We start from the raw sequence: 11,917 nt of genomic DNA, 5'->3' as shown, positions 1-11,917 counted from the left end.
GCCTGAGTCAGAGCATAGGAACGGAAGTTGCGCACACAAGACGCGCGCGCAGACTTTGCACAGGGCAATTAGATGAGCTGACCTGCCAGCGAGTTCGGACCTGCTTCGACAAGCTTTACCGTAACCATCTGGCCGATTTCGGATTCGCCCACAAAGTGGACCGATTGCAACCAGGGCGACTTGCCGAGCCACTGTCCGGGATGCTTGCCGCGGCGTTCGACGAGGACCTGGCAGGTCTTGCCAAGGCTGGCCTGGTTGAAAGCCAATTGATCGCGGTTGAGCGCCGCTTGCAGCCGCTGAAGGCGCTCGTCCATCACTGGTGCCGGAACATGGTCGGGCATCGTTGCGGCAGGGGTGCCAGGGCGGGGGGAATACTTGAAGCTGAACGCCTGCGCATAGCCGACAGCGTCGACCAGCCGCAGCGTTGCTTCGAATTCTGCATCCGTTTCCCCCGGGAAACCGACGATAAAATCGCCCGATAGTGCGATGTCCGGGCGGGCGGCGCGGATGCGGTCGAGCAGCTTGAGGTAGCTGTCGGCGGTGTGGCTGCGGTTCATCGCTTTCAGCACGCGGTCGCTACCTGCTTGCACCGGCAGGTGGAGGAAGGGCATCAGCTTCTCAAGCTCGCCATGCGCGGCGATCAGGCCATCAGTCATGTCGTTGGGATGGCTGGTGGTGTAACGGATGCGCTTGAGGTCCGGGTCGGCAGCAAGGGTGCGCGCCAGTCCATCAAGACCGATGCTGCGGCCCTTGTCGTCCTCGCCTTGCCACGCATTCACGTTCTGCCCGAGCAGCGTGATCTCGCGCGCGCCGCCGGCAACGAGCAGCTTTGCTTCCTCGACCAGGTCGGCAAATGGGCGGCTGATCTCCGCACCGCGCGTATACGGCACGACGCAGTATGTGCAGAACTTGTCGCAGCCTTCCTGCACCGTGAGGAAGGCGGTAGGGGCCGACTTGCGGCGCTTTGGCAAGGCTGCGAACTTGGCCTCGGCCGGCATGTCCGTTTCGGTGGCACGCTTTCCGGAGGCGGCCTCGGCAACCATTTCCGGGAGGCGATGGTAGGACTGCGGGCCGACCACGACCTTCACGCTTGGCGCGCGCGTCATGATCTCCTCGCCTTCAGCCTGGGCGACGCAACCCGCGACGGCAATCAGCGGTGCTGAGCCATCTTTGCGGCGCAAGCGCCCGATGTCGGAGTAGACCTTTTCGGTTGCCTTCTCGCGGATGTGGCAGGTGTTGAGCACGACGAGGTCCGCATCGTCTCCTTCGCCAGCGGCAGACATGCCTTCTGCCGCCAGCAGCTCGGCCATGCGCTCGCCGTCATAGACGTTCATCTGACAGCCGAAGCTCTTGACGCGGAAGGTCTTGGGAGAAGTATTAACGGTTGAAGACATGGGCCGCGCCGATAGTGGATTTGGCAGGGTTTGTCTAACGCGTGCGGCTCATGACCGCGAGGATGCGTTCGCGTGCTGCCGTAGCCATGAGCTTGCGGTTGGCCGTCTCGTCAGGCCCGAGTGGCGCGAGGAAATGAACGGTCACCGGAATCGCCCTGCGCCGGGCAAGGATCTTGAGGAAATTGTCCAGCCCGTGCTCTTCACCGACCCACGCCATCCCGGCAACGTCAGGCCCATAGTCGAGCCACACCGGCTGTATCGCAATTCCCGGCGGCGGCGGATCAAGCGCGGACAGCAACGATGACTTGAACGGCAGCAGGCTGGCCCCGTCGCTGGTGGTGCCTTCCGGAAACACAGTGAGGGCGCCCGTATCCGTCAACGCCGCGCGCACCTGCTCGACCTGAGCATGGACCGAGCGTCGTTCATGCCGGGCGACGAAGACCGTGTCGTTCATCTCGCACAGCCATTTGAGCAGGCCGACATCGGCCAGCCCGGAGTGGGCAACGAAGGCGCTGCCGCTTGCGCCCGAGATGACCGGGATGTCCAGCCAACTGACATGATTGGAGAGGAGGAACGCGCCCTTGCGCGATGGTGCGCCGGTTATCGTGACCCGCGCACCGGCTATGCGGGCGATGCCGCCAAGGAACACCCGCGGCCATGGATTGTGCAGCCTCAGGATCCGCCAGACATAGTAGAGCGGTACACATAAGAGAAGCAGAAGCAGCATGGCTGCGAGCCGCACGGCTATGCGCAGGCGTCCGACAAGCGAAATGGCCGGACGAGCGATGGCGTCAGCCGTCGCGTTCAAGCTTCACGCCGTAAAGCTCCATGCGATGATCGACGAGGCGGTAGCCAAGCTTTTCCGCAATCTGGCGCTGGAGCTGTTCAAGTTCGGGATCGACGAATTCGATGACCTTCCCGGTCTCTACATCGATCAGGTGATCGTGATGCGCTTCGGGCGTCGCTTCGTAACGGGCGCGGCCGTCACCGAAATCGTGCCGGTCGAGAATGCCGGCCTCTTCGAACAAACGCACCGTGCGGTAAACCGTCGCGATCGAAATGCGCGAGTCGATGGCCGAGGCGCGCTCATGCAGCTTTTCGACGTCGGGATGGTCGTCGCTCTCCGAAAGGACGCGCGCGATCGTCCTGCGCTGGTCGGTAATGCGCAGGCCGCGTTCGGCACAGAGAGCTTCGATGTCGATCGGCTGATGCACTGGGTACTCGTCAAGAAAGGATCGGCCCGCCGATCTATAGACCGGCGGGCCAAATCTTCAACTGCGCGCAATCGTATTGCGCACAGTCATCGCCAGGAATCTGCGCGCTGATCAGGCTGCGGTCTTGCGCCCGCGCTTGGGCGCAGGCTTGCGGCCGAGGCCGATCTTCTTGGCAAGTTCACGGCGCTTCTCGGCATAGGCCGGAGCGACCATCGGATAGTCAGCAGGAAGATTCCAGCGCGCGCGATACTGTTCAGGGGTCATGTTGTAACGCGTGGCGAGGTGGCGCTTGAGCATCTTGAGCTTCTTGCCATCTTCCAGGCAAACGATGTGATCGTTCTTGACCGAAGCGCGGATCGAAACGGCAGGCTCGGGAGCAGGTTCTTCCGTGACGACTGGCGTTTCCAGACCGGAAAGCGCGGAATAAACGTTTGAAATCAGGACGGGAAGGTCGTTTACCGACACGCTGTTATTGCTCACGTGGGCGGCAACGATGTCCGAGGTGAGGGTGATCAAGGTCTCCCGCATGTCGTTCTGAATTTCAGTCATGGCAAATCCGACTTTCTATGTTTTTCCTGCGCGCCGATTTTTGGACTCGCGACTTGGTTTGGTGATCCAGATCACATTTATAGTCCTATCCTGACAGGACACAACCGATTTCACGACAGAACGCTTGTCCTGTCAATCACCTTGGGATACATCCTAAGTATCGTATCAATTGTGAAAAGTCAGTTCCTGGCTGATCGCATCAATCCGGGCACCATTTGAAGTGCGATAATAACCGGGTCTTAATCCAATTTGGCGGAATCCATGAGCAGCATAAAGGACGCCTGCTGGATTATCACGGCGCATCTCTAGAAAAACCCGGCTCATCCCGCCATCTTGGGCAGACTGTATGAAGCGCTTGAGCAAGACGTGGCCAAGGCCCATCCGCCGGTACTGTGGTGCAATAGCAAAAAGAAGAAGTTCTTCCTCGTCCAGTACCGCTCGGCTCATGAAGAATCCGGCAGTTTCACCCGAGGTGAGCAAGTCTTCGGTGCCATCGGGCGCGATCAGACCGTAGCGGCAATTGCCCAAGCACAAGGCATCGCTGACTTGCCTGCGGTTCCACGCCTCGCCGAACTCGGGTGGGAATGCCTGCTCCATCACCGTCATGATTCGGTCAATGTCGTCAGGCGGCGCGATCATGAGTGGTGTGCCTTGCGGTCAGGCGGCGGACGGCAGCCGTGCGTCCGGCGCGCGACCATAGCTCGGGCGGGGGTCGGCACAAAAGGCACGGTCGTCCAGCAAGTCAGCTTGGCGCGCATCTGGCCGGATATCGAGCGCCACAGCACCGGGACAACGCGACGCGAGCGCGATAGCCTGGCTTCCGGCGATCAATCCTGCAATCGTGCGACTTGCCGCCACGTCGGGGGCGAGGGAGGTCAAAGGGGCCAGCGGCGATCCATCTGCCGAAAACGGCTGGAAGAACCACTCCCCATGGCCGCCGGTCATGCAGACATCGACGGGGCGTCCCGGTTGCTTGGCCAAAGCCATGGCAGCGACCAGGGAAAGGCTCTCGAAGCCCGTTACCCTCGCGCTCCAGGCAAGTCCGAGCGCACGCGCTGCGGCAAGTCCGACGCGGATACCGGTGAAACTGCCAGGACCGATGTCGACGGCGATTTCGTCGGCACGGCCCTTTTCGGGCAGCGCGGAGATCATCGGCACCAGCCGCTCGGCATGGCCGCGGCCAAGCAGTGCGAATTCGCCCGCGATCAGCTCGCCATCGTCGATCAGTGCGACCGAGCAGGCTTCCGTCGCGCAATCGATGACGAGCTTGCGCATGCCGGGCGGATCAGGCCGCGCGTACTTCGCTGACTTCGGGGACGTAGTGCTTCAGCAGGCTTTCGATCCCGTTCTTCAGCGTGGCCGTCGACGACGGGCAGCCGGAGCAGGCACCCTGCATCTGAAGGTAGACCACGCCTTCGCGGAAGCCCTTGTAGATGATATCGCCGCCGTCATTGGCCACAGCAGGCCGCACCCGCGTCTCGATCAGATCCTTGATCTGGTCGATGATGTCGGCGTCGGCCGGGTCATCGGCGAAGTTTTCGTCAGCTTCGGCAGGAACGGCGATGCCGGATGCGGTGCCGCCAATGAACAGCGGGGCCTGGCTTACGAAGTGATCGAGCAGGATCGACAGGACCTGCGGCTTGAGTCCGGCCCATTCTACGCCTGGGGCGGCGGTGACCGAAACGAATTCGCGTCCGAACAGCACCCCGGTCACGTCGCCGAGATCAAACAGGGCCTGCGCCAGGGGCGATGCCTCGGCAGCTTCAGGCGAGGTGAACTCGCGCGTTCCGCTCGCCATGACCTGCTCGCCAGGCAGGAACTTGAGCGTTGCGGGGTTCGGCGTGGTTTCGGTCTCGATGAACATGATTCGCATGTAGGCCGGTCCTTCCCGTGGTCAAGGGCAAGAAAGGCCGGGTTTTGCGCAGTTTCAGCGCAAGGTCTCATGGCGGAACCTTCCAAGGCACGCTAATGCAGCGAGATGATCAAGCTCTCCCATGCGCTCGTCCGCCTCGCCCCCGCTGTTCTTGCATGCGCCTTCGGCGCTTCGGCCCTGAATGCCGCCGCGCCTGCGGCCAAGCCAGTCGCGCCATCGGCGGTCGCCATTCCCATGCCGCTGAATCCGGTAGTCTCGCCTGCACAGCGCCTATGCTCTGCGAAGACTGTCAGCGGACTTGGCACGATGCTGCTCAAGCCGGCCGAAGGCGCAAAGCCGACGAAGAGCGATTTCGTGTTGGTCAATTATGTCGGCTATCTGGCGGCCAATGGCGAGGTGTTCGACCAAGGCATGCAGGCGGCATTTCCCGTCGATGGCGTCATTCCGGGCTTTTCTGAAGGCCTGCAGCTCTTGTCGAAGGGCAGCCTGATGCGCCTGTGCGTGCCCTCGGCGCTTGGTTACGGTGCGGAAGGTTCAGGCCCGATCGGTGCAAATGCGGATCTCGTGTTCCAGGTGGAACTGGTCGACTTCAAGACCGCTGCGGAAGTCGAAGCTATGCGTGCGGCGCAATCGGCAGCCCAACCTGCTCAGCCGGGCACGACAACTCCCTCGCAGTAACGGGTCTATTCACTGGTCCTTCATAAGAAGGCTTCCTATAGTCGGGTGATGCGATCCCGTAACACGCGCCCCCGGCGCTTCGGCCTGTTTCTATCCCTCCTGCTGGTTTCGGCGGCCCCCGTGGTCGCCGAGGTCCCCGCCAAGGCTCCGGCCATGGCGACGAAGTCCAACGTGCCGTGGCTCTACAAGGGTTCGGATGTTCCGCAGGACAAGGCCTGGACCTTCGGCATTCTGCCGAATGGTATCCGTTACGCAGTCCGTCACAGTGGTGTTCCGCCCGAGCAGGTATCGATCCGCGTTTTGGTGGACGCGGGCTCGATGTACGAAACCGAGCCGCAGCGCGGTTATGCCCACCTGATCGAACATCTGACCTTCCGCGAATCGAAGTATCTCAAGGAAGGTGAGACGATTCCCACGTGGCAGCGGTTGGGCGCCACCTTCGGCAGCGATACCAACGCCGAGACCAGCCCGACGCAGACGGTTTACAAGCTGGACATTCCCAATGCTACGGCACCTAAGCTGGATGAAACATTCAAGCTGCTGTCGGGCATGATCACTGCGCCGATCTTTACCGATCGCGGCGTCAAGACCGAGGTTCCGATCGTCCTTGCCGAAATGCGCGAACGCACGAGCGCGCAGTCGCGGGTGCTGGACGCAACGCGGGGGCTGTTCTTCAAGGGCCAGCTTCTGGCCGCGCGCAGCCCGATCGGCACTGTAGAGACTCTCGAAGCAGCCGATGCGGCAGGGGTAAAGGCCTTTCATGACAAGTGGTACCGCCCCGACAATACCGTGATCGTTGTGGCGGGAGACGCTGATCCGGCAGCACTGGTCGCGCGGATCGAGCAGTGGTTCGGCGGGTGGCAGGTCTCTGGTAAGAAGCCGTTGCAGCCCGATTTCGGCAAGCCGATCGCGCCGACCGGAATTGATCCAAAGAACCCGGTTGGCGAGGCGAAGGTACTGGTCGAGCCGGACCTTCCACGACTTGTGAACTGGGCGATCCTGCGTCCGTGGACCAAGGTCAACGACACCATCGCCTACAACCAGGGTCTGATGATTGATCGCCTTGCGCTGGCTTTGATCAATCGCCGGCTCGAGGCACGGGCGCGCGGTGGCGGGAGCTACTTGGTGGCATCCGTGGACGAGATGAAGCAGGAGCTTTCGCGATCGGCCGACGCCACGATCGTGACGGTCACGCCATTGAGCGAGGACTGGAAATCTGCGGTAACAGACGTGCGTGCAGTCATTGCCGATGCCTTGGCCACGCCGCCGTCCCAGGCAGAGATTGATCGCGAAGTTGCGGAATTTGAAGTCGCCTTCAAGGTCTCGGTCGAAACGCAGTCCACCATTGCCGGGTCCAAGGCGGCTGACGATATCGTCAACGCCGTCGATATTCGCGAGACGGTGGCCAACCCGGACACCGTCTACGACATTTTCAGGCGTTCCATCCCCTTGTTCAAGCCGCAAGCCGTGCTTGATCATACCCGGGCCCTGTTCAAGGGAACCGTGGTCCGCCCGATGATGATCACGCCCAAGGCAGGGGAGGCTGACGAGGCCTCCCTGCGCGCCGCATTGACTGCACCTGTCAAGGCAGCCTCGGAAAGCCGCGTGGCGGCAAATGCCCTCAAGTTTTCGGACCTTCCGCCAGTCGGCACACCCGGAACCGTCGCCAGCGCGCGACCCATCGGGTTGCTCGGCATCGAGCAGGTAGAACTCTCCAACGGTGTCCGCGTTCTGCTGTGGCCCAACGATGCCGAGCCCGGTCGGATCATCATCAAGGCCCGGTTTGGCGGCGGGTACTCCGCGATCCAACCTCAGGATGCGGTTTATGGCCCGATCGGCGAGATGGCGCTGATGGACAGCGGCATTGGCGCGCTCGGGCGGGATGATCTGGACCGTCTGGCAACGGGCCGCAAGCTGAGCCTCGATTTCAACATCGACGACACGGCATTCGTGCTCTCGGCCGACACGCGCCCGGCGGACCTTGCCGATCAGCTCTATCTCATGGCCGCCAAGCTGGGCATGCCGCGTTGGGACGCCAATCCGGTGTTGCGAGCCAAGGCTGCGGCAAAGCTCCAATACGAAAGCTACAATTCGGCTCCCAATGCGGTGCTCAATCGTGATCTCAACTGGCTGTTGCGCGATGGAGACCCGCGCTACGCCACGCCAAACCCGGCCGAACTGGAGAAGGTAACTCCGGAGGGCTTCCGCAAGACATGGGAGCCGCTGCTTTCGGAAGGACCGATCGAGATCGACATGTTCGGCGATTTCACGCGCGAACAGGCATTGGCCGCTCTGGAAAAGACTTTCGGCGCTTTGCCCGTCCGCACTCCGACAGTGGCGCCGACACTTGCTCCGAATATCCCGGCACATAACCCCGAACCGCTGGTTCTGACCCATCGCGGCGATCCCTCGCAGGCCGCAGCCGTGGTGGCATGGCCAACCGGGGGCGGGCAGGCCGGGGTGCGCGAAAGTCGCCAGCTCGAAATCCTGGCGCAGATCTTCAACAACCGCCTGTTCGACGCGATGCGCGAAAAGGTGGGAGCGAGCTATGCGCCACAGGTCGGCTCAAGCTGGCCTCTGGACCTGCCATCGGGCGGGTACGTCTCGGCGATGGTCCAGTTGCGACCGGGAGATTTCGACACCTTCTTTGCGTCTGTCGACAAGATCGCGGCTGAACTTGCTGCCACGCCGCCTTCAGCAGACGAGATCAGCCGGGTCACCGAGCCGCTCAAGCAATTGATTACGCGCGCCAGTACCGGCAACGGCTTCTACATGTTCCAGCTGGAAGGGGCGGCCTACGATCCGCGCAAGATCGCTGCAATCCGCACGATCCTCAACGATTACAGCCAGACAACGCCTGAGCGAATGCAAGCTCTGGCGCAGAAATACCTGCGAGCGGACAAGAGCTGGCGCCTGGAGGTCGTCCCGGAAAAGCGCTGAGGAAAAGTCTCCGGACGGCCTCAGCAATCGATCTTGTTGTTCGTACCGCTGAGGCCAGGGCCGACATTTCGGTCGTCGCGAACGATGATGGCTGCCTGTTCGTGTATCGTGATCGGCTGGACGAACATCGTTCCGAACAGGCCATGGTATTCGTACCAGACTTCGGCTGACATGACTGCGCTATTGCTGGATGACGTGATCTTTCTCCCGCCCAGGGAGATGCCCGATGCTATTTCAGACAAGGCGCTTCCGGTCTGATCGGGCTTTCCATGGGCAGAGGCCTGCTTGCCCTGACCCATGCACTTTTGCCAGTGGATGTATTGTTTGCCAGTCACCGGATGGACTTCAAGGCTCGACAGGATCACCCGGCCGTTCTCGGCGAGACCGATGTCAGAGCCTTCCTCCAGCGCGCCTGTAAGGACCGACTGCACATCGTTGCTGGTAATGGTGGGAGTCACGCCGCTGTTGTCGGTCTGGCCGAGACGCGAAGCATTGTCAGCAAGTGCCAGAGCAACCTGGCTTGCCTCCATCGAGGCGGCGTTGAGCCAAGCAATTTCGGCCCCGTACATTCCCAGAATCATGAATACTGGCACAACCAGAGCGAACTCGATGGTCGATACCCCATCTTGTCGGTTGAGCAGTCTTTCCAGCAGCTTCATGGGCAGCTCCCGGCCGTGGCACCATAGCCCGTCTGGTTGCCGAACGGCTGGTTCTTTGTCACTGCAGTCGCCGAAAGGGTTCGTTCCGACCACAGTTTCGGCATGAAGGGCACCTGGAACACGGGTTTGAATGTTGCTGTCACCTTGTAGACGACGACGTCATTGGCCGAACCGGCGCTTTCCTTCTGCCCGACATCCTGGTCCCACTGACCATTGCGGTTTTCGTCGGTAAATGTCTCGCCGGCGTCGCACACGCCATTGGCATTATTGTCATTCCATTTTTCAGCCCGGCCGACGTCGGCAAAGTCGTAGTAGCTGGTCCGGCTCGTCTTGATGTTTACACCAGGAAGGACTGGGCGGATCGCATCGAGTACCGACGCGTCGGCTTCGCTGGTATTGCGGGTTTCCAACGAGGAATCGCGTGCGGCACGGTGGACGGCGCCGGTGAGGACCGACTTGCCATAGACCATCTGCCCGATGTCCATGATGCCGATGAGCAGCAACAGGAAAAGGGGCACGACAATCGCGAATTCGACGATTGTTGCGCCATCTTCATTTTTGCAGAGCTGCGCGAATGTCATTGCACTACCCGCAGTTCGCCGACCTGCTTGGCGATAGACTGGAAAGCCGCGTCCAACTGGTTTGCGTTGGCTGCCGTGAAGGCACTCGAACTTGAGGCGCATGTCTGGAGTTCGGTCGTCATGGCCTGTGCAAACGCGATGACCCAAATGCGGATGCCTTTCGCCTTCACGGCTTCGCAAAGGGCGAGAAACCGTGAATTATGGCGCGCAGCGTCTTCGTTGTAGCCGTCGTCCGTTACGCGACGATCATGGTATTCGATGCCCCAGGCCGACTGGATGGAGTAGCTGGGAGCCATTTCACCATCGGTCATGAAGATCAGATGGCGAGAGACTTCGCCGCCGTTTGTGGGCGCGTCGCGAACAAGGTTTGACCAGAGACCATCGGGCGAGGCGAGGCGGGCGCCCCAGACCAGACCGATATCGTGATAGGTCGCCCCCTCCGGCACAAGTGAATCGGCGTATTGGGCGAACGCCGCCTTGCTCATCGTGGAGAGGAGCTTTGCAGCGGTCGGACAGTAGGACGACGCCTTCAGACCGGTGGGAGATGGCACCGTGCTGTTCATGTAATCGACGCCGTTGTAGTTCACCGTGCGTATGTAGGCGACATCGGGCCACATGGGCGCCCACTTGGTGGAAGCCGTACTGTCAGGGGCGGAATCGATTTCGAGGTCGAGAGCGCCGGCCGGGTTGAAGCCTCCCAGCGATGACCACGTGAAGCTTGGCTCGGATACGGTTGCGCGTTCCTCGATGCACCCTTTCCACGTTGACGAAACGGACGCGCCGTTCTCGCCAGTTGGTGTGGAGACTGCTTCGAAATACTTGAACCGGCTCGTGTCATAATTCCACGGGCGATATTCCCAATGATCAAAGACTTGCGAGCTTGTATAGATGGGGTCGGCCGTTGTGGTCGTCGTTGTCACGGAGTTGCGTGAGCCCGTGCGTGACTGGATCCTGAAATTCAGGATCTGCCAGGCGCATTGATAGAACGTCGCCGTCTGTGGCTGGGTCACGACGGTCGTCACGACCTGTTGGCCGGATGAGTTCGTGGTCGTCGTCGAGGTGGAGGTGGCACTGCCCGAATTGGTCCAAGCGGTATCAGCCGGCTTGGCGCTGTTGCACGACGTTGACAGCAGATAGACGTTGGAGCCGTAGTTTGCCCATAATGAGTAGGTTGGCAGGGTCGTCGTGGTTGTCGGACTCCCGCTGACCGGCGTGCCGTAGCCGCTCAATGTCTGCACGGTTCGGTAGATCGCCTTGCGAGACTGGATCGTCCAGTTGTCGACGAGATATGACGGGTCCAGGTCGAGTAGCAGCCTTCCGACATTGACTGAAGAACTGTACGGCACAAATCCATAGCGCACGCGAGCGTTTGTGCCTGACAGGGCGTTCTCGACCGTGGCGTAGAAGTTCTTCATTGCAGCGCGCAGCGCTTCGATTCGCGTCTGCGTGCTGCCTGCCAGAAGCGAACTCATGGACCCGGTGGTATCCAGGACCATCATGATGTCGCTGTTGCCCACGCCCATCGAGGCCGTGCAACTGACGCTCAGATCGAAACCCTGAAAGCCGAAGATCTGCATCATCAGGGGCGGAAGTGTAGTTGTCGCCACGGCGTCGATGGTGCCGCCTTTGTCCGCTGACGTTGGTTCGAAGCTCGTGTCCCGCGAACCTTGGTGGGTCTCGTCGAAGTTCGCGAAGAAGTAATTGTCCGCCTGCGCCTTTGCTGTGGCATCGAAACCGTTGGTGGTGACGGCGCGGCGACCGGCCAGCACTCCTGCGTCGCAAGCCGCCTGCAGTCTGGTCTGGGTGCGCCAGGCGCGGCTTATGTCGATGGCGCCGCCGATCAGTGCAGCCACGGCAAAGATTGCCATGGCCGAGAGAGGCAGGATGTTCCCTCCGCGGCTTCGGGCCAGTAGAATCAGAAGGCGGCGAAGGGCAAGCATGGGAAAACGAACGACCTTTGGTGGGATCTGCACGGTTAACCGCCCGTCCACCAAGACATCCTGATGAGGTGACTAAGGTAAATTCCCTA

At 61.1% G+C, this 11,917-nt stretch carries 12 protein-coding genes; 2 read left to right on the top strand and 10 right to left on the bottom strand.

Translation table 11 applies throughout. From position 1 onward, the window contains the following. Window positions 1-68: 68 nt before the first annotated feature. The 7 genes from miaB to HGI46_RS01085 all read right to left on the bottom strand — a co-directional run bounded on the left by miaB (window position 69) and on the right by HGI46_RS01085 (window position 5,021). On the bottom strand, window positions 69-1,394 hold the full coding sequence (miaB, locus tag HGI46_RS01115; protein WP_168902771.1) for a tRNA (N6-isopentenyl adenosine(37)-C2)-methylthiotransferase MiaB: 1,326 nt from the start codon (window positions 1,392-1,394) through the stop codon (window positions 69-71). A gap of 34 nt (window positions 1,395-1,428) precedes the next feature. Beyond that, on the bottom strand, window positions 1,429-2,202 hold the full coding sequence (locus HGI46_RS01110) for a lysophospholipid acyltransferase family protein (RefSeq protein ID WP_206065465.1): 774 nt from the start codon (window positions 2,200-2,202) through the stop codon (window positions 1,429-1,431). Continuing rightward, on the bottom strand, window positions 2,186-2,608 hold the full coding sequence (locus tag HGI46_RS01105) for a Fur family transcriptional regulator (protein WP_039332758.1): 423 nt from the start codon (window positions 2,606-2,608) through the stop codon (window positions 2,186-2,188). Before HGI46_RS01105 ends, HGI46_RS01110 begins: the two co-directional genes overlap by 17 nt. A gap of 111 nt (window positions 2,609-2,719) precedes the next feature. After that, window positions 2,720-3,157, bottom strand: a complete 438-nt coding sequence (locus HGI46_RS01100) for a MucR family transcriptional regulator (RefSeq protein ID WP_168902770.1) — start codon at window positions 3,155-3,157, stop codon at window positions 2,720-2,722. Window positions 3,158-3,322: 165 nt separating this feature from the next. Further along, window positions 3,323-3,796, bottom strand: a complete 474-nt coding sequence (locus tag HGI46_RS01095; RefSeq protein ID WP_168902769.1) for a GNAT family N-acetyltransferase — start codon at window positions 3,794-3,796, stop codon at window positions 3,323-3,325. 18 nt (window positions 3,797-3,814) lie between these two features. Continuing rightward, the gene (gene tsaB, locus HGI46_RS01090) at window positions 3,815-4,432 is read right to left on the bottom strand and encodes a tRNA (adenosine(37)-N6)-threonylcarbamoyltransferase complex dimerization subunit type 1 TsaB (RefSeq protein ID WP_168902768.1); all 618 of its coding nucleotides are present in this window, start codon (window positions 4,430-4,432) and stop codon (window positions 3,815-3,817) included. A 10-nt stretch (window positions 4,433-4,442) separates the two neighbouring features. Continuing rightward, window positions 4,443-5,021, bottom strand: coding sequence for a NifU family protein (locus tag HGI46_RS01085; protein ID WP_168903093.1), 579 nt, complete (start codon window positions 5,019-5,021; stop codon window positions 4,443-4,445). Between the two features lie 114 nt (window positions 5,022-5,135). Here HGI46_RS01085 and HGI46_RS01080 point away from each other — a divergent pair, with 114 nt between their 5' ends. Further along, window positions 5,136-5,708, top strand: a complete 573-nt coding sequence (locus tag HGI46_RS01080; RefSeq protein ID WP_118072198.1) for an FKBP-type peptidyl-prolyl cis-trans isomerase — start codon at window positions 5,136-5,138, stop codon at window positions 5,706-5,708. Window positions 5,709-5,756: 48 nt separating this feature from the next. After that, window positions 5,757-8,648 carry a M16 family metallopeptidase gene (locus tag HGI46_RS01075; RefSeq protein ID WP_168903092.1) on the top strand — a complete coding sequence of 964 codons (2,892 nt, stop codon included), beginning with the start codon at window positions 5,757-5,759 and terminating at the stop codon, window positions 8,646-8,648. A gap of 20 nt (window positions 8,649-8,668) precedes the next feature. On the opposite strand, the gene HGI46_RS01070 is transcribed toward HGI46_RS01075, so the two are convergent. The 3 genes from HGI46_RS01070 to HGI46_RS01060 are packed head-to-tail and all read right to left on the bottom strand — an operon-like array spanning window position 8,669 to window position 11,828. Continuing rightward, the gene (locus tag HGI46_RS01070) at window positions 8,669-9,307 is read right to left on the bottom strand and encodes a pilus assembly protein TadE (RefSeq protein WP_168902767.1); all 639 of its coding nucleotides are present in this window, start codon (window positions 9,305-9,307) and stop codon (window positions 8,669-8,671) included. Then, window positions 9,304-9,888 (bottom strand): TadE/TadG family type IV pilus assembly protein, encoded by a 585-nt coding sequence (locus HGI46_RS01065; RefSeq protein ID WP_118072196.1) that lies wholly within the window; start codon window positions 9,886-9,888, stop codon window positions 9,304-9,306. Before HGI46_RS01065 ends, HGI46_RS01070 begins: the two co-directional genes overlap by 4 nt. Beyond that, complete coding sequence (locus HGI46_RS01060; protein WP_168903091.1) at window positions 9,885-11,828, bottom strand: Tad domain-containing protein; 1,944 nt, start codon at window positions 11,826-11,828, stop codon at window positions 9,885-9,887. The genes HGI46_RS01065 and HGI46_RS01060 overlap by 4 nt, the downstream gene beginning before the upstream one ends. Between the last annotated feature and the right edge of the window lie 89 nt (window positions 11,829-11,917).

It is taken from the genome of Novosphingobium sp. ERW19, from assembly GCF_012641315.1.
Taxonomy (GTDB): Bacteria; Pseudomonadota; Alphaproteobacteria; order Sphingomonadales; family Sphingomonadaceae; genus Novosphingobium.
The sequence above is the reverse complement of the archived record's forward strand: the minus strand, read 5'-3'. Positions and strand labels throughout refer to the sequence as shown.

What these genes read in the sequence shown, in the direction of transcription:
- HGI46_RS01060 (WP_168903091.1), bottom strand. Translation starts at nt 11,828, where the DNA reads ATGCTTGCCCTTCGCCGCCTTCTGATTCTACTGGCCCGAAGCCGCGGA.
- HGI46_RS01095 (WP_168902769.1), bottom strand. Translation starts at nt 3,796, where the DNA reads ATGATCGCGCCGCCTGACGACATTGACCGAATCATGACGGTGATGGAG.
- HGI46_RS01085 (WP_168903093.1), bottom strand. Translation starts at nt 5,021, where the DNA reads ATGTTCATCGAGACCGAAACCACGCCGAACCCCGCAACGCTCAAGTTC.
- HGI46_RS01070 (WP_168902767.1), bottom strand. Translation starts at nt 9,307, where the DNA reads ATGAAGCTGCTGGAAAGACTGCTCAACCGACAAGATGGGGTATCGACC.
- HGI46_RS01075 (WP_168903092.1), top strand. Translation starts at nt 5,757, where the DNA reads ATGCGATCCCGTAACACGCGCCCCCGGCGCTTCGGCCTGTTTCTATCC.
- HGI46_RS01100 (WP_168902770.1), bottom strand. Translation starts at nt 3,157, where the DNA reads ATGACTGAAATTCAGAACGACATGCGGGAGACCTTGATCACCCTCACC.
- tsaB (WP_168902768.1), bottom strand. Translation starts at nt 4,432, where the DNA reads ATGCGCAAGCTCGTCATCGATTGCGCGACGGAAGCCTGCTCGGTCGCA.
- HGI46_RS01080 (WP_118072198.1), top strand. Translation starts at nt 5,136, where the DNA reads ATGATCAAGCTCTCCCATGCGCTCGTCCGCCTCGCCCCCGCTGTTCTT.
- HGI46_RS01065 (WP_118072196.1), bottom strand. Translation starts at nt 9,888, where the DNA reads ATGACATTCGCGCAGCTCTGCAAAAATGAAGATGGCGCAACAATCGTC.
- miaB (WP_168902771.1), bottom strand. Translation starts at nt 1,394, where the DNA reads ATGTCTTCAACCGTTAATACTTCTCCCAAGACCTTCCGCGTCAAGAGC.